The 24,164-nt window shown below is 67.8% G+C and carries 21 protein-coding genes; 13 read left to right on the top strand and 8 right to left on the bottom strand.

What is annotated here, in order from left to right; translation table 11 throughout:
* The first annotated feature begins 61 nt into the window (after window positions 1-61).
* From AB0L70_RS27865 to AB0L70_RS27855, 3 genes are all read left to right on the top strand, one after another.
* Window positions 62-472 (top strand): DUF2000 domain-containing protein, encoded by a 411-nt coding sequence (locus AB0L70_RS27865; RefSeq protein ID WP_363689193.1) that lies wholly within the window; start codon window positions 62-64, stop codon window positions 470-472.
* Between the two features lie 20 nt (window positions 473-492).
* Complete coding sequence (gene pcaD / locus AB0L70_RS27860; protein ID WP_363689191.1) at window positions 493-1,236, top strand: 3-oxoadipate enol-lactonase; 744 nt, start codon at window positions 493-495, stop codon at window positions 1,234-1,236.
* A gap of 76 nt (window positions 1,237-1,312) precedes the next feature.
* The gene (locus AB0L70_RS27855) at window positions 1,313-3,244 is read left to right on the top strand and encodes a TIGR03960 family B12-binding radical SAM protein (protein WP_363689189.1); all 1,932 of its coding nucleotides are present in this window, start codon (window positions 1,313-1,315) and stop codon (window positions 3,242-3,244) included.
* Between the two features lie 147 nt (window positions 3,245-3,391).
* Here the strand turns inward: AB0L70_RS27855 and AB0L70_RS27850 are convergent, their stop codons facing one another.
* From AB0L70_RS27850 to AB0L70_RS27840, 3 genes are read right to left on the bottom strand one after another with little or no spacing between them, the layout of a single operon-like run.
* Entirely contained in the window at window positions 3,392-3,769 is a 378-nt protein-coding gene (locus tag AB0L70_RS27850) for a hypothetical protein (RefSeq protein WP_363689187.1), read from the bottom strand.
* A gap of 46 nt (window positions 3,770-3,815) precedes the next feature.
* Window positions 3,816-5,150: an HAD-IA family hydrolase gene (locus tag AB0L70_RS27845; protein ID WP_363689185.1), complete on the bottom strand. Its 1,335-nt coding sequence runs from the start codon at window positions 5,148-5,150 to the stop codon at window positions 3,816-3,818.
* 10 nt (window positions 5,151-5,160) lie between these two features.
* On the bottom strand, window positions 5,161-6,165 hold the full coding sequence (locus AB0L70_RS27840; RefSeq protein WP_363689183.1) for an alpha/beta hydrolase family protein: 1,005 nt from the start codon (window positions 6,163-6,165) through the stop codon (window positions 5,161-5,163).
* 98 nt (window positions 6,166-6,263) lie between these two features.
* Between AB0L70_RS27840 and AB0L70_RS27835 the strand changes: the two genes are divergently transcribed.
* A complete protein-coding gene (locus AB0L70_RS27835) occupies window positions 6,264-6,812 on the top strand; it encodes a hypothetical protein (RefSeq protein WP_363689181.1) in 549 nt (182 codons plus the stop codon).
* 50 nt (window positions 6,813-6,862) lie between these two features.
* Window positions 6,863-9,631 carry an alpha-glucuronidase family glycosyl hydrolase gene (locus AB0L70_RS27830; RefSeq protein ID WP_363689179.1) on the top strand — a complete coding sequence of 923 codons (2,769 nt, stop codon included), beginning with the start codon at window positions 6,863-6,865 and terminating at the stop codon, window positions 9,629-9,631.
* Here the strand turns inward: AB0L70_RS27830 and AB0L70_RS27825 are convergent.
* Window positions 9,628-10,512 carry a GNAT family N-acetyltransferase gene (locus AB0L70_RS27825; RefSeq protein ID WP_363689177.1) on the bottom strand — a complete coding sequence of 295 codons (885 nt, stop codon included), beginning with the start codon at window positions 10,510-10,512 and terminating at the stop codon, window positions 9,628-9,630. The two genes, AB0L70_RS27830 and AB0L70_RS27825, sit on opposite strands and share 4 nt — an antisense overlap.
* Window positions 10,491-10,619 carry a hypothetical protein gene (locus AB0L70_RS27820; protein WP_363689175.1) on the bottom strand — a complete coding sequence of 43 codons (129 nt, stop codon included), beginning with the start codon at window positions 10,617-10,619 and terminating at the stop codon, window positions 10,491-10,493. The genes AB0L70_RS27825 and AB0L70_RS27820 overlap by 22 nt, the downstream gene beginning before the upstream one ends.
* Before the next feature lie 98 nt (window positions 10,620-10,717).
* Between AB0L70_RS27820 and AB0L70_RS27815 the strand changes: the two genes are divergently transcribed.
* Window positions 10,718-13,144 carry a S8 family serine peptidase gene (locus AB0L70_RS27815; protein ID WP_363689173.1) on the top strand — a complete coding sequence of 809 codons (2,427 nt, stop codon included), beginning with the start codon at window positions 10,718-10,720 and terminating at the stop codon, window positions 13,142-13,144.
* Here AB0L70_RS27815 and AB0L70_RS27810 read toward each other — a convergent pair.
* The 3 genes from AB0L70_RS27810 to AB0L70_RS27800 form a co-directional block, all read right to left on the bottom strand.
* Entirely contained in the window at window positions 13,141-14,019 is an 879-nt protein-coding gene (locus AB0L70_RS27810; RefSeq protein ID WP_363689171.1) for a prephenate dehydratase, read from the bottom strand. The genes AB0L70_RS27815 and AB0L70_RS27810 overlap by 4 nt on opposite strands.
* Before the next feature lie 39 nt (window positions 14,020-14,058).
* Window positions 14,059-14,856, bottom strand: coding sequence for a lysophospholipid acyltransferase family protein (locus AB0L70_RS27805; protein WP_363689169.1), 798 nt, complete (start codon window positions 14,854-14,856; stop codon window positions 14,059-14,061).
* Window positions 14,857-14,917: 61 nt separating this feature from the next.
* On the bottom strand, window positions 14,918-15,418 hold the full coding sequence (locus AB0L70_RS27800; protein ID WP_363689167.1) for a hypothetical protein: 501 nt from the start codon (window positions 15,416-15,418) through the stop codon (window positions 14,918-14,920).
* A 214-nt stretch (window positions 15,419-15,632) separates the two neighbouring features.
* Between AB0L70_RS27800 and AB0L70_RS27795 the strand changes: the two genes are divergently transcribed.
* The 7 genes from AB0L70_RS27795 to proB all read left to right on the top strand — a co-directional run bounded on the left by AB0L70_RS27795 (window position 15,633) and on the right by proB (window position 24,137).
* Window positions 15,633-16,133 (top strand): anthrone oxygenase family protein, encoded by a 501-nt coding sequence (locus AB0L70_RS27795; protein WP_363689165.1) that lies wholly within the window; start codon window positions 15,633-15,635, stop codon window positions 16,131-16,133.
* A 171-nt stretch (window positions 16,134-16,304) separates the two neighbouring features.
* Window positions 16,305-17,132, top strand: coding sequence for a TIGR03936 family radical SAM-associated protein (locus AB0L70_RS27790; RefSeq protein ID WP_363689163.1), 828 nt, complete (start codon window positions 16,305-16,307; stop codon window positions 17,130-17,132).
* A 143-nt stretch (window positions 17,133-17,275) separates the two neighbouring features.
* Window positions 17,276-20,530, top strand: a complete 3,255-nt coding sequence (locus tag AB0L70_RS27785; protein ID WP_363689161.1) for an Rne/Rng family ribonuclease — start codon at window positions 17,276-17,278, stop codon at window positions 20,528-20,530.
* 161 nt (window positions 20,531-20,691) lie between these two features.
* Window positions 20,692-21,009: a 50S ribosomal protein L21 gene (gene rplU / locus AB0L70_RS27780; protein WP_363689507.1), complete on the top strand. Its 318-nt coding sequence runs from the start codon at window positions 20,692-20,694 to the stop codon at window positions 21,007-21,009.
* Window positions 21,010-21,020: 11 nt separating this feature from the next.
* Window positions 21,021-21,281 (top strand): 50S ribosomal protein L27, encoded by a 261-nt coding sequence (gene rpmA, locus AB0L70_RS27775; protein ID WP_363689159.1) that lies wholly within the window; start codon window positions 21,021-21,023, stop codon window positions 21,279-21,281.
* Window positions 21,282-21,402: 121 nt separating this feature from the next.
* Window positions 21,403-22,986: a GTPase ObgE gene (gene obgE / locus AB0L70_RS27770; RefSeq protein ID WP_363689157.1), complete on the top strand. Its 1,584-nt coding sequence runs from the start codon at window positions 21,403-21,405 to the stop codon at window positions 22,984-22,986.
* 5 nt (window positions 22,987-22,991) lie between these two features.
* Window positions 22,992-24,137, top strand: a complete 1,146-nt coding sequence (proB, locus tag AB0L70_RS27765; RefSeq protein WP_363689155.1) for a glutamate 5-kinase — start codon at window positions 22,992-22,994, stop codon at window positions 24,135-24,137.
* The last annotated feature ends 27 nt before the right edge of the window (window positions 24,138-24,164 follow it).

Below are 24,164 nucleotides of genomic sequence, written 5' to 3'. Positions count from 1 at the left end.
TCGACCGAATTGTGTTCGGAGTCGGTCGTGATGTGCCGTGCGCTTGACTACCTTTGCCGCCGTGCTGACGAACAAGATGGTCGTAATCATCGCCGCCGAAGCGCCGGTCGGCGTAGCCCTCAACACCGCCGCCCTCCTCGGCGTCGGCCTAGGCAACCACCACGACGCCGTGGTCGGCCCCGACACCGCCGACGCCTCCGGCGAACCCCACACCGGCATGTGCGCCCACCCGATCCCGGTACTGCGGGCTCCCGCCGAGCGACTCCACACCCTCCGCACCCAGGCCGCCGCGCACCCCGACATCACCATCCACGACATGCACCAGGTAGCCCAGCAAGCCCGGACCTACGACCAGATGTCCACAACCCTCGCCGGCACCAAACCCGAAGACATCCACTACCTGGGCCTAGCCCTCTACGGCCCCCACCCCACCATCAACTCCCTCACCGGCTCCCTAGCCCTCTACAGGTAGTTGATCCGTAGGGTGGGTTCATGCGACTCAACTACGTGGAGAACGGTCCGGCTGATGCGCCTGTCGTGCTACTGGGGTCGTCGCTAGGGACGACGCTTGAGATGTGGGCGCCTCAGGTTGAGGTGCTCGCGGCGCGCCATCGGGTGGTGGCGTTTGATCATCGGGGGCACGGGGAGTCGGACGCGCCTAAGGGGCCTTACTCGATTGAGGAGTTGGGTAGGGACGTCGTCGAGTTGCTTGATGCGCTCGAGGTTGAGCAGGCGTCGTACGTCGGGATCTCACTCGGCGGCGCGGTCGGGTTGTGGCTGGCTCAGAACGCCTCCGAGCGGTTTCACCGGTTTGCGGTGATCTGCCCGCCCTCGAATCCAGCGGCCGATGCGCAGATGTGGGCGGACCGGGCGGCTCAGGTGCGGGCCGAGGGGACGGAGGCGATCACCGACGCGACGCTGGGCCGGTGGTTCCTGCCCGAGTTCACCGAGACGGCCGCGGTCCGCCAGATGCTGATCGACACGCCGGACGAGGGGTACGCCGCCTGCTGCGAGGCGCTCGGATCAACCAACCTCCTCCCGGGCCTCACCGACATCACCGCACCGGTCCTGCTCGTGACGACCGACTCGGACACGTCCATCCCGCCGGAGACCGTCGTACCCCTGGCCAGTCAGATCCCCGGCGCCCACCTGGAGATCATCGAGAACGCCGCCCACCTGGTCACCTACTCCCACCCCGAGGTAATCAACCCCCTCCTGCTGACCCACCTGGCTTAGCACCCGGCGGATTCCGGGGTACGGCGACCTCGGCGTTAGGCTGGTGGGTGCTTTGGTCCTCGATCGGAAGTTCTTGATGACTGTCGAATCGCTGTTCCCGCGCCTGGAGGCGTTGCTGCCGAGCGTGCAGAAGCCGATCCAGTACGTCGGAGGTGAGCTGAACTCGGTCAGCAAGGAGTGGGACTCGGTCAGTGTCCGCTGGGCGCTGATGTACCCGGACGCGTACGAGGTCGGGCTGCCGAACCAGGGCGTCCAGATCCTGTACGAGGTGCTGAACGAGCGCGACCACATCCTCGCCGAGCGGACGTACTCCGTCTGGCCGGACATGGAGAAGGTGATGCGGGAGCACGAGATCCCGCAGTTCACCCTCGACAGCCACCGGCCGGTACGGGCGTTCGACGTGTTCGGACTGTCGTTCTCGACCGAGCTCGGGTACACGAACATGCTCACCGCGCTCGACCTCGCCGGGATTCCGCTGTACGCCGTGGATCGGACCGACGAGGACCCGATCGTGCTCGCCGGTGGGCACGCCGCGTTCAACCCGGAGCCGATCGCCGACTTCATCGACGCCGCTGTACTGGGTGACGGCGAGGAGATCGTGCTGGCCATCTCGGAGGTGATCCGGGAGTGGAAGGACGAGGGTCGTCCGGGTGGACGGGACGAGGTGCTGCTCCGGCTGGCCAAGTCCGGTGGCGTGTACATCCCGAAGTTCTTCACGGTCGACTACATGCCGGACGGCCGGATCCAGCGCGTCGTCCCGAACCGCCAAGGCGTGCCCTTCCGGACCGCGAAGCACACGGTCATGGATCTGGACGCGTGGCCGTACCCCAAGAAGCCGCTGGTACCGCTGGCCGAGACCGTGCACGAGCGGTACTCGGTGGAGATCTTCCGCGGCTGCACCCGCGGCTGCCGCTTCTGCCAGGCCGGCATGATCACCCGGCCGGTCCGCGAGCGCAGCATCACCACCATCGGCGACATGGTCGAGAACGGGCTGAAGCAGTCCGGGTTCGAAGAGGTCGGCCTGTTGAGCCTGTCCTCGGCGGACCACAGCGAGATCGCCGACGTGGCCAAGGGCCTGGGGGATCGGTACGAGGGCAGCAACGTGTCCCTGTCGTTGCCTTCGACAAGGGTCGACGCGTTCAACATCACGCTGGCCAACGAGTTCTCCCGCAACGGCCGCCGCAGCGGCCTGACGTTCGCGCCCGAGGGTGGGTCGGACCGGATGCGCAAGGTGATCAACAAGATGGTCACCGAGGAAGACCTGATCCGGACGGTTGCGGCGGCGTACAGCCATGGCTGGCGGCAGGTGAAGCTGTACTTCATGTGCGGCCTGCCGACCGAGACCGATGAGGACGTGCTCGCGATCGCGGACCTTGCGAAGAAGGTGATCGCGACCGGGCGCGAGGCCTCCGGCCGACGTGACATCCGGTGCACGGTGTCGATCGGCGGGTTCGTGCCGAAGCCGCACACGCCGTTCCAGTGGGCCTCTCAGCTCGGCGCCGAGGAGACGGATTCCCGGCTGTCGAAGCTGGCCGCGGCGATCCGGTCCGACAAGAACTACGCGAAGGCGATCGGCTTCCGGTACCACGACGGCAAGCCGGGCATCATCGAAGGACTGCTGTCCCGCGGCGACCGCCGGGTCGGCCGCATCATCGAGCAGGTCTGGCGCGACGGCGGCCGGTTCGACGGCTGGAGCGAGCACTTCTCGTACGACCGCTGGGTCGAGTCCGCCGACAAGGCGCTCGCCGACGAGCCGGTCGACCTCGCCTGGTACACGACCCGCGAGCGCGAGTACGCCGAAGTCCTGCCGTGGGATCACCTTGACTCGGGGCTGGATCGGGACTGGCTGTGGGAGGACTGGCAGGACGCGCTCGAGACGGACGGCGCGATCGAGGTCGAGGACTGCCGCTGGACGCCGTGCTTCGACTGCGGCGTCTGCCCGCAGATGGGCACCGAGATCCAGATCGGCCCCACCGGCAAAAAGCTCCTGCCGCTCTCCGTCGTCTGAGCATCCGGATGGTCTGAGCGTTCCGGGTCTGAGCGTCCGAGGGGATATCCCTTCCTGTAGCCGGTTCTCCCCCCGTGACACGAGGGGAGAACCGACCACGCCAGGGGATATCCCCTCAAACGCGCGGTGCCGGCAGGTCGGCGTACGTCAGTTGCAGTAGTGGGCCGGGGTGGGGGTGGTTTCGGTCTGGTCTTGCCAGTGGGCAACGCCGATGTAGTAGCCGCAGCCGGTGCCCTCGTCGAACCACGCACCGCCGCCCGAGTACGCGTACGTCTCGGCGACCGTAGTGAACGGCCCAGACGGCGAGTCGCTCTTCTGCAGCTCGACCCGCACCTCGGTGACGCTGGTCGAGCACCCTTCCAGGTCGACCGCGACGAACAACATCAGCGCGCTGTACCCGACGCTCGGCGCCGTGACCAGGTCACACGCCTGCGTTCCCGTTGTCGACGCCTGTGCCGGCGTCCCGACCACCAGCCCTGCCGCGACCGCAGCCGTCGTCACGACTGCGCCAAGAAGCTTCCTCATATGCGTTCCCTCCGGTTGGAAACTTACAGAGGGTCAGCAGGATAGGTCAGCCGGTTACGGGCGTCGAGCCTTTCGACGAGGCCGACAAAAGCAGGTCGCCGAGCAACATCTGGTCAGCGCTGCCCAGAACGAGGTCGGCGTGTGCGACCGCATCCGCGAGGACGTACGGGTTCGGGATCGCGACCGCGAACATCCCCGCCGCCTGCGCCGCCGCGACCCCGTGCGCGGTGTCCTCGACCGCGATCGCCTCGGACCCGCGTACGCCGAGTCGCCGCAAAGCCAGCTCGTAGATCGCCGGATCGGGCTTGTGCGTCGCGACTTCGTCACCGGTGACGACCAGATCGAAGAGCTCGACCGCGTCGACCCGCTCGAGATGCCCCAGCACCCAGGCGGCCGGTGAGCTACTCGCGATCGCGACCCGCAGACCGAGCTCCCGCGCCGCCGTCACCCACTCACGTACCCCTGGCCGGAATCCCAACGAGGCATGCATCGCGTCCCGATGCGCCTTCCGTCGCGCGTGGCTCGCGTCGCGGTCGAACCCGGAGCCGACCGCGGCCGCGAGTACGGCGTACCGGTCCTCGGTGATGTCACCGCCGTGCCCCGGCCAGAACTCGTGCAGATCCAGCTCGAGCCCGTGATGCGCCCACTCCGCCCGCCAGCTTTCCACCATGGTCGTCTCGGTGTCCATCAGCAGCCCGTCGAAGTCGAACACCACCGCCCGCACGTCCACCGGCACCAGCCGAGCCGCGAGTCGATGGATCTCGGCGGGGGACAACCCCAGCCAGCTCAGGTACGCGCGGACACCGCCGAACTCACGATCGACGTGATCAAGGGACGCGAGGATCGTCTCCGGCAGAGTGCGCGACCACTCATCCTTGTCCTGAAGGCCGAGGTTGATCTCGCTGACCGCATAGTCCGCCGCGATCACCTCCCGCGGCACACCGGCCAACTCCAGCAGCAGCGCGACCATCAACCCGGTCCGGTCCTTGCCCGACCGGCAATGCACGACCACCGGCCGATCAACGGGCGCATCCGCGATGGCGCGCAACCCCCGCGCGATGTGGGCCTGGTTCCGGCTGAGCGAACCGCGATATACGTCCACCATCCGCGGCTCGGCGTCGCCATCCCGCAACGCCTCCGCCTCTGGATCGATCCACGAAATCCGCCGGTACGCCGCCTGCCCGTCGAGCGGATGTGGTTGCTTCATCTCCCAATCCGACCGCAGATCAAGCACCAACCCGGCCTCGAGCGACGCGAACGCAGCCCGTCCCGCCTCATCCAGGTCGTCCAGCGACTCCGTCCGGAACAACGCTCGCTCGCGCGTCAGTACGCCGTACCGGGTAGGAAGTCCGCCGAGATCACGCGAGTTCGGGCTCCACATGCCCGCCATTTTAGGTGTGGACGTGGAGCGCCTTCAGGAGGATGGGGAGGGAGGAGTGGAGTTCGCGTTGCCAGTACGCCCAGGCGTGGGTGCCTGGGCCGTAGAAGTTGGTGGTGACGTGTTTGGCGCCGACGCGGGCGAGTTGGTCTGCCAGGGCGTGGTTCTGGCGGTTGAAGTCGGCTTCCAGGGCGTCGGTCTTGCCGGGTGGGTCGAACGGGCCGGCGGTGCCGTCGCCGCAGGAGAGGTAGACGGGCAGGGATTTGAGCTGCCGCGCGAGGTAGTACGGGTCGTGCGCGGCCCAGATCGATCGCTGCGCGACCGGGTCGCCCCAGACCCGGAGGGGATCGTTGCCCTGACCGGCGAAGAAGCCCATGATCCGGTTGACCGACTCGTCGTTCAGCAGCGGGTGTGCGGAGCCGGAGTACGCCGCGACCGCGCGGAACATCCCGGGATGCCGGGCCGCGTACAAGAGTGCGCCCTGGCCGCCCATCGAGAGTCCGGCGACCACGCGGTTGCTGCTCGCGCCCCAGCCGTGTTCCAGCAACCCGCGCAGCTCGACGGTGTGGAACGTCTCCCAGGCGGGGTCGCGACCGGCGCCGTAGTTCCACCAGTTGCTGTACCAGCCGTTCCAGCCGGCCTCCGGCATCACCACGAGCACCTTGCGCAGACTGGCGATCGAGGCGATGTCTGTGCCGGTCCAGGATGTGTAGTCACCACAGCAACCGTGCAGCAGCCAGAACGTCGGCCAGTGCTGCCGGCGGTCACTGGGGTTCCAGCCGTCCGGTGTGAGCAGCCGGACCTTGACCACCCGCCCACCGAGCGCAGGGGACCGCACCGACAGGTCGGTGAGGCGATCCGCCACCTGGGTGACAGCAACGACCTCAGCACCTCGGGGCGCAGCCTGAACTGTGTCGACCGAAGCCGCAGGGCTGGCGTAGGCGGGCGCGAGCGGCCAGAGTGCGAGCAGCAGCGCGACGACGAGCAGGATCTTCGAACGACGGCCGGATGTGGTCACCTGACTTACTTCACCAGGCTGCGACGCGGCCGTCACGGCCAGTCGGCGTGTCCGACCGAATCCGGTCGCGTAGGACAATTGGAGAAAGGGGGAACGCCATGCGCCGAGAATCGTCCATCCCGTTCGACACCCGGGGTCACCGCGGCCTGATCTCCGTCCGCATCGTCCCGAACGACGACCCGTGGGCCTCCGGCCACCAACTCGTCGTACCCGACCTGGATGCGGAGGCGTTCCGCGGCTTCCCGATGTGTACGGCGAGCCTGCGGTACCACGGCCACGGGATCGCGGCGATCATGGGCTGGATCCAGGTGATCACCCGCGAGTTCGACGGGAACGTGTCCGTCGACCTGGCCCCGAACCTCGACCACACCGACCCGTTCTACACGTACGGCTACCTGCCGACGTTCTTCGACGCCCCCGCCAACCCGGACCATCCGGACGGCACCTGGCGGGCCGACACGTTCCTGGTCGTGGTCCCCGACGTGATCCATTCCCGCACGGTCCAATCGATCGCCGGCTTCAGCTGGGGCTATCGGCTGGAGTCCGGCCGCCCGACGCTGCTCGATGTAACTCCTGTGTCCGCTACCGGTTGGTCCGGTCACAACGCCGTACTGACGAAGTCTCATCCGACCTGGACGTTCACCTGAGCCGACCTATGATCGGAGCTTCCTGACCGCCCCCAGGAAGGACGTCGACGATGGATCTCACCCGACGACAGGTGTTGCTGGCCGGAGGGGCGCTCGCCGCCGGCGGTCTGATCGGTACGGACGTCGCCTGGGCGCTCCCGAACGAGGACGGCTACGAGCTGTGGCTGCGGTACCGGAAGGCCCCCTCAGCTGAGTACGCGCGCCTGCTGACCCACATCGTCGTACCGACCGCTCCTGCCGGTGATGTGCTCAGATCGGCCGGAAACGAACTAGAACAAGGGCTTTCGCGCCTCACCGGTCACCCGGTGCCGCAGCACACCACGCCAAGAGGCGACGGCGGGGTGATCATCGGAACGCCCGACACCTCGGCCCTGATCGCCAAGTACGTCAGCCCCGCAGAGCTGCACGCGCTCGGTCCCGAGGGCTACATCATCCGCACGCGCCACAACGCGACCATCATCGCGAGTGAAGGTAAGCGTGGCGTCCTGTACGGCGCCTTCCACCTGCTCCGGTTGGTCCAAACGCACCGCAGCGTCCGCCGGCTCGACATCCGCGAACGCCCGGCCAACACACTCCGCCTGGTCAATCACTGGGACAACCTCGACCGCACCGTCGAACGCGGGTACGCCGGTCAGTCGATCTTCCAATGGGACCAGCTCCCGCAGACCGGCCCGCGCGACGAGGACTATGCGCGGACCCTCGCCTCCGTTGGCCTCAACGGCACAGTGGTCAACAACGTCAACGCGAACCCGACGTTCCTGTCCAGCGAAATGCTGGCAAAACTGACCGGACTGGCCGCAGTACTGCGTTCCTGGGGCGTCTCGCTCTACATCTCGGCCAACTTCGCGTCGCCGATCGTGCTCGGAGGTCTGGCAACCGCCGACCCGTTCGACGAGGGCGTGAAGCAGTGGTGGCGTGACAAGGCCCGTGAGGTCTACGACCTGATCCCCGACCTCGGCGGCTTCCTGGTGAAGGCCGACTCGGAAGGGCAGCCCGGTCCGGGGACCTACGGCCGCACACACGCGGACGGCGCCAACGCGCTGGCCGACGCAGTGCGCCCGTACGGCGGGATCGTGATGTGGCGGGCGTTCATCCATGACTTCGACCCGGTTACGTGGGCCAGTAAGTCCTACAACACGTTCCAGCCGCTGGACGGGCAGTTCGCGGCGAATGTCGTCGTACAGATCAAGAACGGGCCGATCGACTTCCAGGTCCGCGAGCCGGTGCATCCGCTGTTCGGGGCGATGCCGCGGACGCGGACGATGGCGGAGTTGCAGATCACCCAGGAGTACACGGGGCAGTCGACGCATCTGTGCTATCTGGTGCCGGAGTGGAAGGAGATCTACGGATTCGACACCCACGCCAGCGGTCCGGGTACGACGGTCGCCCACATCGTCGAGGGCGCCGCCGGAGTGATGAACTTCGGCTCGGATCGCAACTGGACCAGGCATCCGTTCGCCGCGGCGAACACCCACGGGTATGCGCGTCTGGTCTGGAATCCAGCCCTCAAAGCCGCGGACATCGCCGAAGAGTGGGTCCGGATGACGTTCGGCTCCGACGAGCGCGTCGTACGAACGTTGACCGCGATGCTGCTTGGATCACGCAAGACCTACGAGGACTACACCTCGCCACTCGGTGTCGGGTTCATGATCGCGGGGGACCACTTCACCCCGAGCCCGGACACCAATGGGCCGTGGAATCGCGCTGATCGCGAAGGCACTGGCTTCGACCGGACTGTGGCTACCGGGGTCGGATTCACCGGTCTGTATCACCCACCGGTCGTAGGGCTCTACGAGTCGGTGGAGACGTGCCCGGATGAGTTGCTGCTGTTCCTCCATCACGTGTCCTACGGTCATCGGCTGCACTCGGGTAAGACCGTGATCCAGCACATCTACGACACGCACTTCGGCGGACTGGACGTCGTACGTGGTCTGCGCAGGTCGTGGCAGTCGCTGCGGTCGCGGGTGGACGGGAGTCGGTACGGCACGACGCTGGAGCGGTTCGACCAGCAGGTGGTGCAGGCCGAGCTGTGGCGGGACTCGATCGTGAGCTACTACTTCGAGGCGGGGCGGGTGCTGGACGAGTCGCGGTCGTGGGCTCAGGTCCGTCAGACCGGCGCCGGTCTGCTGCTCGGTGGCTCCGAGAACCAGCTGATGCTGACAGCCGGCAACGCATCGCCTGCGGAACTGCAGATGACCGCACGGGTGGCTGGGTGGACCAGTGGTGAGGGCACTGTCTCCGTTGCGCCACAGGAGTTTGCGGACCTCGCCGTACCGGTGACTCCGCCGCTCACGCCTCAGATCACGGCCATCCAGCTCGACGTCACCGCCGGAGGCCTGCCTGTGCTCGGGACAACGACGCAGGTGGTTGTCACACCGGACGGTGCGCAGTGTCGGCTCGCTCTGGACGCCGGGTCGGCCACAAGCCCAGTACTCACGGGCTACCAGCGGCTGTCCCCGTCAGACAAGTGGGACCCGTCCCGTGGCGTCGGTTGGGTCGGTACGGGGCCACAGTCGCGCGACCGCAACCGCCTGGACGTCCTGCGCCGTGACTTCGTCAACGACACCACAGCGCGGGTTCTCCGTGTCCACGTCCCCGCCGGCGTCACCGAGGCGTACGTCCTCATCGGCGACTCCGGCGCCGATTGCTACCCGACCTTCATCCGATCCAACGGGCAGCTCCTTGCCCAGAGCACCTTTCTTCTTGGCGGTCTCTATGCGTGGCTGAAGGTGCCGCTCGAGGGCGGGCAAGACGTTGACCTGGAGCTCTCCAGCATCTCCAACCAGCACTGGCATCTGAACGCGCTCGTGATCATCTAGAGCTCGAGTTCCCACAGCGTTCGCTGGGCGACAGGACGGAAGCCGAGTTTGTCGTTGACCGCGATCATCGGGGCATTCTCCGGCGCGTTCCAGGTGTGCAGAGGTGTTGGGCGGGTGAGGCGCGTCTGGAGGCTGCGGAGGTTGGGCGCCTTCACGGCGATGCCCAGGCCCCGGCCGCGATGGTTCGGGCGGACGAACGTGTCGTACTGGTTGAGGCGGTCCGGCGTCTCCGGCGTACCGCCCATCTGCGTGTACGCCGCCAGTTCACCAGAGGCAGTGTGGACAGCGGCCGTGGTGTAGGTGAACCGGCCTTGCGCCAGTCGACGAGCCTCAGCCGCCCGGATCAGCTCGGGTGTCCACTGGGTCGACTCCACCGTGCGATCACCACTGGGCACATCGTCTTCCATCCCGGTAAGCAGTACGGCGAACTCGTCGAGCCACTCCGCAGGCGCATGCTCACGCCACTGCACCAGCTCATAGCCGTCGACCGGCTGGTCGAACTTCGCCAACTGCTCGTCCGGGACCGGCAGTTCGAGGACCTGATGCAGTTCCGAGTGCTTCCGGACGAACCCGCGCGCTGCGGCGAACGCCGTACCAGCGCTGTTTCCCGTCACCGGATCGCCGCCGAGATCGAACCCGGACAGCACTCGCCGTCCGTCAGCGCGGGCGCGTTCGATCACCGCGTCCAGCAGTTGGGTCGCGACACCGCGCCGCCGGAACGGAGCAGCGACGGCGATCTCGACCTCGACGGTCTCGGTGTTCGACAACAGCCACCAGTCGAGCCACGCGATCCCGAGCCAGGTGTCGCCGTCGACCAGACCGAGTCCGTCGGCGCGGACATCGGCATGATCGCCGGCCATCAGTACGCGGGCCTCGGCCATCCCAGGCCGATCGGGAACTCGAGCTCGGCCCGGCGTACGGCGTCCCGCACCCCGTAGAACTGCTCGAACACGGCCGCATCCTGCCCGTCCACCGCCACGATTCGCATCCCCCGACCCTAACGGCCCGGCATTTCGGGCCTGGACGAAATGCTTGCCGAGGGTGCCGGACATGGATGGGGTGAACCTGACGACGAAGGAGAAACGCGTGCGGAAGAGACGATGGGTAATCGGGCTGCTGGCCATGGCTCTGTTGGCACCGACGGCGCACGAAGCCGCCGCTGCCCCGCCACCGGCCAAGGACCGGACCGTCACCCTGATCACCGGCGACAAGGTCGTGGTCCACGGGACCAACCTCTCGATCGTGGGCCGCGACCACATCGGGTTCGAGGTACGCCGGACTCCCCGCGAGTGGACCGTGATCCCGTCGGACGTCCGGGGCGCGGTCGAGACCGGAAAGCTGGACCGCCGCCTGTTCGACCTCGACGTACTGCTCCGCGACGGCTTCGACGATGCAAGCCGCACCGATATCCCGCTCCTGGTGACCGGGACGCAACGCAGCAAGGCGTTCAAGACAATGACGGTGTCCAAGCAGGACGCGACCGGGTTCCTGAACCGAACGGCCGGCACCAAGATCTGGCTCGACGCGAAGCTGCATCCGACGCTCGACCACAGCGTGCCGCAGATCGGCGCACCCGCCGCCTGGCAGGCCGGATACACAGGTAAGGGCGTCACCGTCGCCGTACTCGACAGCGGCATCGACGCCACCCACCCGGACCTGACCGGCCAGGTCATCGCGACCAAGAACTTCACCACCGACCCGGCCGCGGACGTCTACGGGCACGGGACCCATGTCGCCTCGACGGTCGCGGGCAAGGGCCTCGACGGGTACAAGGGCGTCGCTCCGGACGCCAAGCTGCTCGACGGCAAGGTCTGCGACGACCACGGCGGCTGCGCGGAGTCGGACGTGCTGGCCGGTGTCGATTGGGCCGTTGCGCAGAAGGCCAAGGTGGTCAACCTCAGTCTCGGCGGTTCGCAGGAAGGCGGTCCGCTCGACCAGGCCATCGACCGGTTGACCCGCGAGACCGGCACGCTGTTCGTCGTTGCGGCCGGCAACTATGGAGTGGTCGAGTCGCCCGGTACGGCGGCCTCGGCGCTGACCGTCGGCGCGGTCGATCGGGACGACAACCTGGCCGACTTCTCCGGCCGTGGGTCCAACGGGGACGCCCAGATCAAGCCGGACCTGACCGCCCCGGGAGTCGGCATCGTCGCCGCCAGGTCCTCGGCGTCGCACCCGCAGGAGCCGGTCGGCGAAAAGTACGCCCGGATGTCCGGCACCTCGATGGCTACCCCGCACGTGAGCGGTTCGGCCGCACTGCTCGCCCAACAGCACGCTGCCTGGAAAGCCACCGAACTGAAGGCAGCGCTCACCTCATCCGCCAAGGCCAACCCCGCGCTGACGCCGTACGAGCAAGGCTCCGGTCGCGTCGATGTGGCGCGGGCAGTCCAGCAGAACGTGATCGCCACGACGACGAATGTGTCCTTCGGCACGGCGCAGTGGCCGCACGCCGACGACAAGCCGGTCACCAAGGACGTCACGTTCGAGAACTCCGGTACGACGGACGTCACGCTAGACCTCAAGGCCGAACTCAAGAACGGCAATCAGGCCGGCGCTTTGACGCTCAACACCAATCGCCTCACCGTGCCGGCCGGCGGCCAGGCCTCAACACGGCTCACCTCCGACACCGCTCACTCCGGCGCCGACGGCCTGTACACGGGTCGACTCACCGCGTCGGCCGGCAGCCAGCAGATCGTCGTACCCCTCGTTGCGAACAGGGAAGTCGAGAGCTACAACGTCACGCTGACCGCGCTCGGCGCCGACGGCAAGCCGGCCCCGGCCGGATCGTTCTTTCCGTCGCTGCAGAACCTGGACACGCTCGAGTCCGCGGACTTCGGTCGGGTGCCGAAGGGCAGGTACGCCGTCGACGTCACGATGTTCGGTCCGGCGGGGGAGCACTACCGGATCGTGCAGCCCGAGCTGGACGTCCGCCGGGACACGAGCGTGGTCGTGGACGCGCGCAAGGCCAAGCCGGTCAAGATCACCGTGCCCCGCAAGGACGCCAAGACCTTCGTCGTCTTCTTCGGCTACCAGCTCACGACCAAGGCCGGCGAATCCACGTTGACCTTCAACCTCCAGCCGGAGGGCGAGAAGCTCTACCTCGGCCGGATGGGCCGCGCGGTCCCGGCCCAACAGTTCCAGGGCTTCGTCGCGTCGTACGTCGGTCGTCTGGCCGCGGACGGCACCCTCAGCGATTCCCCGTACGTCTACGGCCTGATCAACACCCAACCCGGCCAGTTCTTCAACGGTCTCGAACGCCGCATCTACTCCGACCACCAACTGGCCCACGTGGTCGTGCACTACAACGGCCCGGCCGATACGCAATCCCAATGGGCCTTGGCCGGCAGTCAACCAGGGGTCCAAACTCTTCCGATCGCCGCCCCGGTCAAACTCCCCAGCACAGTCCACCAATACCTGGAGCCTCACACCGACTGGCAGCAGATCCTCGGTGAGGTGGAACACGAGCCGAGGCAGTACAAGGCAGGAACGACGACGTACGAGACCCTGACGTCCTAGTGGTGCGGTCGCAGCGCCCGGTTGGCCGCGGGCTCTGCGATCTGGGCGCGGAAGTCGTTGGCCGGGTAGACGCCGAGGATGCGCACCTCGACGGAGAAGAACGCGAGCTCCTCCAGGGCGAGCGCGACGTTCGGCTCCTCGGGGTGCCCCTCGATGTCGGCGTAGAACTGGGTCGCGAAGAACATCCCGCCGAGCTGGTACGACTCCAGCTTCGTCATGTTCACGTTGTTCGTGGCGAACCCACCAAGCGCCTTGTACAGCGCAGCCGACACGTTGCGGACCCGGTAGACGAAGCTGGTGATCACCGGACCCGAGCCAACCGGCGGTACCTCGGGCTCCCTGGACAGCACCAGGAATCGCGTCGTGTTGTGGTGCTCGTCCTCGACATCACTGGCCAGCGTCTCGAGCCCGTAAAGCCCGGCCGCAGCCCGCGGTGACAGGGAGGCGACCGTGGGATCGGCCAGCTCAGCGACCTCGCGAGCAGCGCCGGCCGTGTCGTCGGCAACCACAGTCGACCACCCGTGCTCACGGATGACCTTGCGGCACTGCCCAAGCGCGTGCACGTGACTGCGGACAGTCTGGATCCGGTCCAGCGACGTACCAGGCACACCGAGCAGCTGGAAGTGGATCGGCAGGAAGTGCTCACCGACGATGTGCAGCCCGGACTCGGGCAGCAGGTGGTGAATGTCGGCCACCCGGCCCGCGATCGAGTTGTCCACCGGGATCATCGCCAGCCCGGCGCGGCCGCTGCTGACCGCCTCGAGCGCGTCCTCGAACGTCGTACAGGGCAGCTGCTCGCGGTCGGGGAACATCTCGGTGCACGCCATCGCCGAGTTGGCGCCTGGCTCACCCTGATAAGCGATCGGTCCGTCCACGATCCACCAGCCTAGACCCGGTCTGTCTCAAACCTCGGATCAGGTGTCCGTCTTGCGGACCTTCTGCGGTGCGCCGGTGGTCGCGCGCCCCTCCAGCGCCTTGGCCTTGGTGGCGTACATGTCGATGTACTCCTGGCCGGACAGTTCCATGATCTTGTACATGATCTCGTCGGTGACGGCTCGCAGGATCAAGCGATCGCTCTCCATCCCCTCGTACCGGGAGAAGTCCAGCGGCTCGCCGAACTTGACCGTGGGGGAGGCGAACGACGCGACCACCTTGCCGGGAGGCGCGACCACGTCGGTGCCGATCACGCCGCACGGGATGACCGGCACCTTCGCCTCGAGCGCCAACCGGGCGACGCCCGTACGTCCCTTGTAGAGGCGGCCGTCGTGCGAACGGGTGCCCTCGGGGTAGATGCCGAAGAGCTCGCCGCGCTCCAGCACCTTCATCCCGGCCCGCATCGCACCCTCGGACGCGGACCCGCCGGACCGGTCGATCGGCACCTGACCGGTGCCCTTGAAGAACCCGCGCTGGAACCGGCCCTTGATCCCGGCTCCGGTGAAGTAGTCGGACTTCGCGACGAACGTGACCCGGCGCCGGAGCACCAGCGGCATGAAGATCCAGTCGGAGTACGAGAGGTGGTTGCTGGCGATGATCGCCGGTCCGGTCTCCGGGATGTTGTCGGTACCGATCACGATCGGGCGGAAGATGCGCCGGACCGGCGGACCGACCACCACGTTCTTCAGCACCCAGTAGATGCCCTTGCCATCGCCGTCACCCGCATCCACGACCGCCGGGTCCGGCTCTGGCCGTCGCGACTGCGCCGGTTCCGTCATCGATGTCCTTTCCTCACGTGCCCCGAGCTCTCATGATGCCGTACGGCACCCCGGATCGGGATCAATCGCCCTGCACCGGTTTGAAGTGCGCCTTGACGTCGGGGCGGTTGGCGAGGACGAAGGTGGTGATCAGTACGACGATCTGGAGGCCCTGGCCGATGCTCATCCAGACCGGATTCTGGCCGGACACGATGTAGTACAGGTTCAGCACGGTCACCACGATCGCAACGATCCGAATCCGCCGGTACGACGAGCGCTTGCCGTGCCGCAGCCCTTTGATGATGCGCAGGTAGACGAACACGATGATCAGCGCCGTGATGGGACGCGACCACAGCGACCACGACAGGCTGGTCCGAACCTGGTCCCGGACGGCGGGATCCGATGAATCGTGGTTCGGGGCATGGGCGAACTGGTAGTTGAGAACGCTGTGGTGGAAGACGGCGACAAGGACCGCGATGAGGATGCTCAGGCCGAGGTAGATCGCCACCAGCCGGATCACGGGACGCATCACGCGCTCCCGCTCGACGGCGACGGCGACGGCGTCGTCAGTTGGATTGGTCATGAATGCAATTTAGTGCCGATCGCGAGGCATCGTGCCGGCTCGCCACGCGGAAGCCGCCGACATCGTCCCGGGGCCGGCCAGATGCTTGCTATCGGCAACATGGCGAGACGGTGAGCTGTGCGGACATGGACGTGAGTTTCGGTGACATGTCGGTGAAAGGTGGGCTGAATTAGCTTTCTGGTGCGGGGAGTTCCCGCCGTACCGGAGGAGTGAGATGAACGGATTGCGCGTGGCGTCGTTGCTGGCTGCCACTATGACGACCGGCCTGGTGGCCGGCGTGTACGGGACCTACGCGAACGCGGTCATGCCCGGCCTGGCGAAGACCGACGACAAGACCTTCGTCGGCGCGTTCCAGGCACTCGATCGAGCCATCGTCAATCCGCTGTTCCTCGGGCTCGGATTCGTCGGCGCGCTGCTGTTCACCGCGCTCGCCGGCCTGCTCAGCCTGAAGGAGAAGGCCCTGCCCTGGATCGCGATCGCCTTCGTCCTCTACCTGATCACGATGATCCTGACGATCGCGGTCAACGTCCCCCTGAACGACGCCCTCAAGGCGGCCGGCGATCCCAACACCATCGACGTAGCCGCCGCCCGAGCCGCCTTCAACGAGTCCAAATGGGTCGCCTTCAACACGGCCCGAACCATCCTCGCCGTGATCTCCTTCGGCTTCCTCGGCTGGGCCCTCTACCTCACCGGCAAGTCCGCCGCCCAGCCGTGACCTACTGACGGAAGCGAACGCCGTCCTGACCGAGCGCCACAGCGCGCCGCAGGTGGCGCAGGTCGTTGTCGTCGATCATGGTCTAGTCCACTCACCACTGGTCTCGGTCGGTCGGGTAACTCGCTGTGCCCGCCGTCCTCGCGAAGCGCTCGGCCTGAGACAATACGATCCGTGCCACCTGTTCAAGCTCCGCCGTCGCAACAGCTACCCGCGGTCCAGAAGCTCCGGGTCCGCTTCGCCAAGCGTGGGCGGCTGCGATTCAGCTCACACCGCGACTTCCAGCGGGCGTTCGAACGCGCCGTCCGCCGGGCCGAGCTGCCGGTGGCGTTCTCGCACGGCTTCAGCCCGCACCCGAAGATCTCGTACGCCGGTGCGGCGCCGACGGGAGCGGCCTCCGAAGCGGAGTACCTGGAGATATCCCTCACACACGAGCGGGACGCCGAAGAGGTCCGGGCCGCCCTGGACGAGGCGCTGCCGCCGGGTCTCGACGTACTCGAAGTGGTCGTGGCAGGGCCCGGGGCGCTGGCCGACCGGCTCGAGGCGAGCGAGTGGCTGATCGCGTTGCCGGGGGTGGATCCGGCCGCGGCTACGGCCGCCCTGGCGGAGTTCCTCGGCCGGGAGGAAATTCTGGTCGAGCGCATGACCAAACGGGGGCTTCGCTCGTTCGACTGTCGGAGCGCCGTTCTGCGACTCACCGTCGCGCACGAACCGGCGCCGGTTGCGGTGTGTGCGATACTGCAAGTGGTGTTACGGCACGGAACCCCGGCCGTGAGACCCGACGACGTTCTCGCCGGATTGCTGGCGGTAGCGGCGCTCCCGGTGACGGGCCCGGCTCTTTTGACCAGGCTCGCCCAGGGCCCGCTCATCGCGGCGACCGGCACGGTGGACGACCCGCTCGCTCGTGACCGCGACGCCACCCAGGCGACCGCGACCGGCCAGGCAGGTCCTCACCAGACGCATTCAGCGGAGGGCGACGCCGCCGCTCCCTCTGTGCCCTGAGCGCGGGCGGAGCGGATCCAGCAGGCTTCCGTTGCGCCGGCCCGAGAGGTCAGGCGTAGCGAACCGTGACCGCCTTGTGGCTGCGCCGGACCCGTGACAGGGGTCGCAGGATGCGCCGGAAGGCTTGAGGAGACCCGCACCACATGCTCGACAACGAGCCGACTACCGAAGCAGCCGACACGGCTGCCACCGCCCAGCCAGCCGCCAATCGCCGAACCGCGAAGAAGGCCGCTGCCGCGAAGACCACCACGACGCGCAAGCGCACGGTGAAGAAGGCCGCCGAGGCGGTCCCCACCCAGTCCGACGGCGAGACCGCCGACCCGGCCCCGGTGAAGAAGACCGTCGCCAAGAAGGCGACGGCGAAGAAGACCGCGGCCAAGAAGGCCCCCGCCGCGAAGGCGCCGGCCAAGAAGGCCGCCAAGCGTCCGGCCAAGAAGACTTCCGCCCAGGACACGTTCCCCGAGCTGGTCGAAGAGACCACCCCGGCCGACGGCGGACCCGTCGTCGAGAGTGCCCCGGCGGCGAAGAAGACCGCCCGCAAGCGCACCGCGAAGAAGGCCGTAGCCACCGACCTCGTCGCCACCGATTCGCCCATCACGGACGGCCCGGTCGCGGACGCTGAGTCGGCGCCGCCCGCGAAGCGCACCCGCCGCCGCGGCAACCAGACTGCCGCGTCCCAGCCGGCCGAGGACTCGCAGAGCACGATCTTCCCGACTGCGGACGCTCCCGCCGAGGACACCCCGGCCGAGGAGCCGACCACCCGTCGTACCCGGCGCCGCGCCCCGGCTGCCGCCGCGGTGCTGTTCCAGGCGCCGACCGAGGTGCCGAAGCAGGCGCCCGCCCAGGCCGCCGCGACCAGCCCGGTCGAGGCCACCCCTGAGGCCGCCGAGACCACCCCTGAGCCGGCCGTCGACGAGCAGCCGACCACCCGCCGTCGCCGCAGCCGCCGTGGCCGCGACGCCGAAGCCCGCGAGACGGGGGCGAGCGACACGGGGGCGAGCGAGACCCACGAGCCCGAGGCCCGCGAGACCGACGTACGCGAGACCGAAGGCGGCGAGCCGGCCAAGCCGAGCACCCGCCGCAGCAGGGCGGCCGCGAAGGCCAGTGCGCCGGCCCAGGTCGCGGACGAGGACGAGACCACCGACGAGCAGGCGGACGAGCACTCCGACGCGCAGTCCGAGGACGGCGACGAGAGCGGCGAGGGCACCCGCCGTCGCCGGCGTCGCCGCGGTGGCCGTCGCCGCCGCAAGGCCGGGGACAACGACTCCGACGACAGCTCCGACGAGCAGTCCGACGATGACGAGCAGGACGACAGCGAGGCCGAAGCCGGTTCCGACGACGACCAGGACGCGTCCGACGCGGACGACGACGCAGACGGTTCGGGCAGTTCGTCCCGGCGCCGCCGGCGTCGCCGTCGCCGCAAGGGCGAGGACAGCGTCGGAGCCCCCGACGACCCTGACGAGACCGTCGTCCGGGTCCGGGAGCCGCGCAGCAAGAACACCGTGAACGAGATCACCGCGGTCGAGGGTTCGACCCGGCTGGAGGCGAAGAAGCAGCGCCGCCGCGAGGGTCGCGCCGCCGGTCGCCGCCGTGCGCCGATCGTGACCGAGGCCGAGTTCCTGGCCCGCCGCGAGTCGGTCGAGCGGACCATGGTGATCCGGTCCCGCGACGACCTGACCCAGATCGCGGTCTCCGAAGACAACGTCCTGGTCGAGCACTACGTCACCACGGCCGAGCAGAGCTCACTGATCGGCAATGTGTACCTCGGTCGCGTGCAGAACGTGCTGCCCAGCATGGAGGCCGCGTTCATCGACATCGGCAAGGGCCGCAACGCGGTTCTGTACGCCGGTGAGGTCGACTGGGCCACCCTTGGTGGCGCCAACGGCCCGCGCAAGATCGAGCAGGTGCTGAAGTCCGGCCAGGCGGTCCTGGTCCAGGTGACCAAGGACCCGATCGGCCACAAGGGCGCCCGGCTGACCAACCAGATCAGCCTGCCCGGCCGGTACGTCGTCTACGTCCCGCGCGGCGGCAACGGCGGCATCAGCCGCAAGCTGCCCGACACCGAGCGGAACCGGCTGAAGACGATCCTCAAGGACATCGTCCCCGACGAGGCCGGCGTGATCGTCCGGACCGCCGCCGAGGGTGCGTCGGAGGAGGAGCTGACCGCCGACGTCAGCCGCCTGCAGTCGTTCTGGGAGGACATCGACAAGAAGTCCAAGAACGGCCAGGCCCCCCAGCTCCTGTACGGCGAGCCCGACCTGCTGATCCGGGTCGTCCGCGACCTGTTCACCGAGGACTTCACCAAGCTGGTGATCTCCGGAGACCGTGCGTTCGACCAGGTCCGCGAGTACGTGACCAGCGTCGCGCCGCACCTGTCCGACCGGGTCGAGAAGTGGGCGAGCGACAACGACGTGTTCGCGAACTTCCGGATCGACGAGCAGATCAAGAAGGCGCTGGACCGCAAGGTCTGGCTGCCCTCCGGTGGTTCGCTGATCATCGACCGGACCGAGGCGATGACCGTCGTCGACGTCAACACCGGCAAGTTCACCGGCTCCGGCGGCAACCTCGAAGAGACCGTCACCAAGAACAACCTGGAAGCGGCCGAGGAGATCGTCCGCCAGCTCCGGCTCCGCGATATCGGCGGCATCATCGTGATCGACTTCATCGACATGGTGCTCGAGTCGAACCGCGATCTGGTGCTGCGCCGGCTGGTCGAGTGCCTGGGCCGGGACCGGACCAAGCACCAGGTGGCCGAGGTCACCTCGCTCGGCCTGGTCCAGATGACCCGGAAGCGGATCGGCACCGGCCTGCTCGAGGCGTTCAGCGAGAACTGTGACCACTGCGGTGGCCGCGGCCTGATCCTGCACGACGAGCCCAAGGAGTCCCGCCGCCGCGACAGCCGCAACGGTCAGGACCAGAACAAGCCTGCCGCTGCCCAGTCGAGTCAGTCCGGGCAGTCCGACGAGCCGCGGAAGTCGTCCCGGCGCCGTGGCCGCGGCAAGGGTCGCTCCGACGACGAGCAGCCCGAGACCGAGGCAGCGCAGCACAACGGCGACGCCGCCCAGCGTCTGGCCCAGATCGCCGCCGCGTCCGCGCACGAGGCGAAGAAGGCCGACGGCGACGACACAGCAGCCGGTACGGCGGAACCGACCGGTTACCCGGTGTCCGCGGCCGGTGACGAGGCGGTCAGCCCCGAGGCAACCGGGTTCCCGGCTGCCGAAGCGGCTGAGGCGACCACGACCGTCGGCGAGGCGGCCGAGCCCGCGGAAGCTACCCAGAATGGAGCCACCAGGACCAGGCGCCGGCGCAGCAGCCGTGGCCGGGGCAAGGCGGCTGCCGAAGGTGACACGGGCACGGCGGGCAACGACGCCGCCGAGCTCGTCTCCAGCCAGGTGTGACGCGTGTCCCCGAGCAGGCGGGATAGCCAGTTTGACCCGTCTGTGAGGGGACCCGTAAACTTGAGCTTCGGCGCGCGTTCCGCGTGCCTTGTTTGTGTGGGCCGCTAGAGGTCTGTGCAGGCCCCCGTAAGTTTCCGAACCAGCAGAGAGTGAGATCCACGGTGTACGCGATCGTGCGCAGTGGCGGCACCCAGCAGAAGGTCGCCGTCGGCGATGTCATCGAGATCGACAGCCTGACGGACGCGGTGGGCGACACCGTGTCTTTGTCGGCGGTCCTGGTCGTCGATGGCGACACCGTGACGACCGATGCTGCGGCGCTTGCCAAGGTGGCCGTGTCGGCTGAGGTTCTCGGCCGCACCAAGGGCCCCAAGATCACCATCCTCAAGTACAAGAACAAGACCGGTTACCGGAAGCGCCAGGGGCACCGTCAGCACTACACCCAGGTCAAGGTCACCGCGATCGACGCGAAGAAGAAGTGAGCTGATCTGAGATGGCACACAAAAAGGGAGCAGCGTCGACCCGTAACGGTCGCGACTCCAACGCGCAGCGCCTCGGCGTGAAGCGGTTCGGCGGTCAGCTGGTCAACGCCGGCGAGATCATCGTCCGTCAGCGTGGCACCCACTTCCACCCGGGCGACCTGGTCGGCCGTGGCGGCGACGACACGCTGTTCGCGCTGGCCGAGGGCCGGGTGGAGTTCGGCACCCGTCGCGGTCGCCGCGTCGTCAACATCGTCCCGGCCCCGGCGGAGTAACACCGCCACCCGGTACAGAAGCTCTGTCGAAGGGCGGGTCGCGGAATACCGCGATCCGCCCTTCTGCTGTGTAAACACAGATGCGGTTCTGAGATTCACCAACAGGAAGTAGAGAACACCGATGGCGATCCCCAGCTTTGTCGACCGGGTCACGGTGCACGTCACCGCCGGCCGCGGCGGACACGGATGTGCCTCGGTGCACCGCGAGAAGTTCAAGCCACTCGGCGGTCCGGACGGCGGCAACGGTGGTGACGGTGGCAGCGTGATCCTGCGCGTCGACCCCGACACGACCACGCTCGTCGACTACCACCGCTCCAGCCACCGCACCGCGACGAATGGTGCCCAGGGCAAGGGTGACCACCAGGCCGGCAGCAACGGTGGCGATGTGGTCCTGCCGGTCCCCGACGGCACGGTCATCAGCACTGCCGATGGCGTCGTACTCGCGGACCTCGTCGGACCCGGCGCGGAATTCGTTGCAGCGCAAGGCGGCAAGGGCGGTCTCGGTAACGCGGCCCTGGCCAGCAGCGCCCGTAAGGCACCCGGTTTCGCCCTGCTCGGCGAGGATGGCGACGAGCGCACCCTCGTCCTCGAGCTCAAGGTCGTCGCGGATGTCGGTCTGGTCGGATTCCCGAGCGCCGGAAAGTCGTCGCTGGTGGCATCGATCAGCCGGGCCCGGCCGAAGATCGCCGACTACCCGTTCACCACCCTGATCCCGAACCTCGGCGTTGTCGTCGCGGGCGAGACCACTTTCACGGTGGCCGACGTACCCGGTCTGATCGAGGGTGCGAGCGAAGGACGTGGGCTCGGGCATGACTTCCTGCGGCACGTCGAGCGGTGTGCTGCGCTCGTCCACGTCATCGACTGTGCGACGTACGAGCCGGGGCGTGACCCGCTGAGCGACCTGGACACGATCGAGGCCGAGCTGCAGGCGCACGGTGGGCTCGAGGACCGGCCGCGACTCGTTGCCCTGAACAAGGTAGACGTACCCGATGCCCGCGACATCGCCGAGATGGTGCAGTCCGAGCTGGAGCAGCGCGGGTTGCGGGTGTTCCCGATCTCGACCGCTTCGCACGAGGGCCTGGAGGCACTCAAGTTCGCGATGGCGGAGATCGTCGTACGACGTCGTGCCGAAGAGGAGAAGCCCGACACCACGCGGATCGTGATCCGGCCGCAGGCGCACGGCGGACCCGAGTTCAAGGTGAAGCAGTTGCCGGACGACGGCGGCTGGCTGATCCAGGGCGACAAGCCCGAGCGCTGGGTCAAGCAGACCGACTTCGCGAACGCCGAGGCGACCGGCTACCTGGCCGACCGGCTGAACCGGCTCGGCGTCGAGAAGGAACTGCTCGAGCGGGGCGCGATGGAGGGCGACGCGGTCGTCATCGGCGACGGGCCGAACGCGATCGTGTTCGACTTCGCGCCCGAGGTCCAGGCCGGCGCGGAGATCCTGGCCCGGCGCGGTGAGGACCACCGGCTCGAGGAAGACCGGCCGGCGGCCCAGCGGCGTAAGCAGAAGGACACCGAGTACCACGCGCGCCGATCGGGTGAGCTGGTCACGGATCGATCCGAGTACGGCCAGGGCTGGGTCGAGGACGAGGTTGACCTGTCCCCGGCCGAGGCGAAACGAGCGGCGGAGAAGGCCGAGAAGCTGGCGCGCAAAGAGGCGCGGGAGCTCGAGGCTAGGCAGGAACTCGACCAGAACGGTTGAACCCTATGAAGGAGCGCGCGGAGGTCGTCAAGGCCACGCGAATCGTCGTGAAGGTCGGCTCGTCGTCGCTGACCCAACGCGGCAAAATCGATCTCGAACGGCTCCGGCTGCTCGTCGACGCCATCGCGGCGCGACGGGTGGAGGGGACCGAGGTCGTGCTCGTTTCCTCCGGCGCGATCGCTGCCGGCCTGGCCCCGATGGGCCTCCGGTCGCGACCGCGTGACTTGGCGACGCAGCAGGCGGCCGCTTCGGTGGGGCAGGGTCTGCTGATGGCTCGGTACAGCGACGCTTTTGCGGCGCATGGTCTTCGGGTCGGGCAGGTGCTGCTGACCGTCGACGATGTGACGCGGCGGAGTCACTATCGCAACGCCTTCCGGACGTTTGCGCGGTTGCTTGAGCTTGGCGTCGTACCGATCGTCAACGAGAACGACACGGTTGCGACGACCGAGATCCGCTTTGGCGACAACGATCGGCTGGCGGCGCTCACCAGTCACCTTGTGCATGCTGATCTGTTGTTGCTGCTGTCTGATGTTGACGGGTTGTACGACGGGGATCCGCGCAAGCCTGGCACGTCGATGGTCGCTGAGGTACGCGGTGCGGCGGATCTTGCGCCGCTGCGGATCGGGCGGACTGGGTCCTCGAACGTGGGCACCGGTGGCATGCAGACGAAGGTCGAGGCAGCTGGAATCGCTACGGAGGCAGGGATTCCGGTCGTTCTCACGTCAGCTGCTCGTGTTGGCGAGGCGTTGAAGGGACTGCCTGTCGGCACGCTCTTCCACCCCACCGGCCGCCGTCGCAAGACCCGTCTCCTCTGGCTGGCCCACGCCACCTCAGGTCAGGGCATCCTCCGGCTGGACGAAGGCGCCGTACGTGCCGTGACAGAACGCCGTACGTCGCTTCTCCCGGCCGGAATCTCCGCCGTCGAAGGCACCTTCTCCGCCGGCGATCCCGTCGACCTCGTCTCCCCGTCCGGCGTGGTCATCGCCCGAGGCCTGGTCAACTACGACGCCACCGAACTCCCCGAACTCCTAGGCCGCTCCACCCGAGACCTGGCCCGAGAACTGGGCGCAGCCTACGAACGAGCCAGGTCACCGAAGTCCCCAACGGTCAGGTCCCTGAGATTCCCCCTAAATAGGTGCCCGATCACGTAAACAGTTGCCGGGGAATGTCACTATGGG

The organism is Kribbella sp. NPDC051952 (assembly GCF_040680855.1).
Lineage (GTDB): Bacteria > Actinomycetota > Actinomycetes > Propionibacteriales > Kribbellaceae > Kribbella.
Note: the sequence above shows the minus strand (reverse complement) of the source record. Positions and strands in the feature narration are given on the sequence as shown.

What these genes read in the sequence shown, in the direction of transcription:
- pcaD (WP_363689191.1), top strand. Translation starts at nt 493, where the DNA reads ATGCGACTCAACTACGTGGAGAACGGTCCGGCTGATGCGCCTGTCGTG.
- AB0L70_RS27855 (WP_363689189.1), top strand. Translation starts at nt 1,313, where the DNA reads ATGACTGTCGAATCGCTGTTCCCGCGCCTGGAGGCGTTGCTGCCGAGC.
- AB0L70_RS27850 (WP_363689187.1), bottom strand. Translation starts at nt 3,769, where the DNA reads ATGAGGAAGCTTCTTGGCGCAGTCGTGACGACGGCTGCGGTCGCGGCA.
- AB0L70_RS27845 (WP_363689185.1), bottom strand. Translation starts at nt 5,150, where the DNA reads ATGTGGAGCCCGAACTCGCGTGATCTCGGCGGACTTCCTACCCGGTAC.
- AB0L70_RS27835 (WP_363689181.1), top strand. Translation starts at nt 6,264, where the DNA reads ATGCGCCGAGAATCGTCCATCCCGTTCGACACCCGGGGTCACCGCGGC.
- AB0L70_RS27830 (WP_363689179.1), top strand. Translation starts at nt 6,863, where the DNA reads ATGGATCTCACCCGACGACAGGTGTTGCTGGCCGGAGGGGCGCTCGCC.
- AB0L70_RS27825 (WP_363689177.1), bottom strand. Translation starts at nt 10,512, where the DNA reads ATGGCCGAGGCCCGCGTACTGATGGCCGGCGATCATGCCGATGTCCGC.
- AB0L70_RS27820 (WP_363689175.1), bottom strand. Translation starts at nt 10,619, where the DNA reads ATGCGAATCGTGGCGGTGGACGGGCAGGATGCGGCCGTGTTCGAGCAG.
- AB0L70_RS27805 (WP_363689169.1), bottom strand. Translation starts at nt 14,856, where the DNA reads ATGACGGAACCGGCGCAGTCGCGACGGCCAGAGCCGGACCCGGCGGTC.
- AB0L70_RS27800 (WP_363689167.1), bottom strand. Translation starts at nt 15,418, where the DNA reads ATGACCAATCCAACTGACGACGCCGTCGCCGTCGCCGTCGAGCGGGAG.
- AB0L70_RS27795 (WP_363689165.1), top strand. Translation starts at nt 15,633, where the DNA reads ATGAACGGATTGCGCGTGGCGTCGTTGCTGGCTGCCACTATGACGACC.
- AB0L70_RS27785 (WP_363689161.1), top strand. Translation starts at nt 17,276, where the DNA reads ATGCTCGACAACGAGCCGACTACCGAAGCAGCCGACACGGCTGCCACC.
- rpmA (WP_363689159.1), top strand. Translation starts at nt 21,021, where the DNA reads ATGGCACACAAAAAGGGAGCAGCGTCGACCCGTAACGGTCGCGACTCC.
- obgE (WP_363689157.1), top strand. Translation starts at nt 21,403, where the DNA reads ATGGCGATCCCCAGCTTTGTCGACCGGGTCACGGTGCACGTCACCGCC.
- proB (WP_363689155.1), top strand. Translation starts at nt 22,992, where the DNA reads ATGAAGGAGCGCGCGGAGGTCGTCAAGGCCACGCGAATCGTCGTGAAG.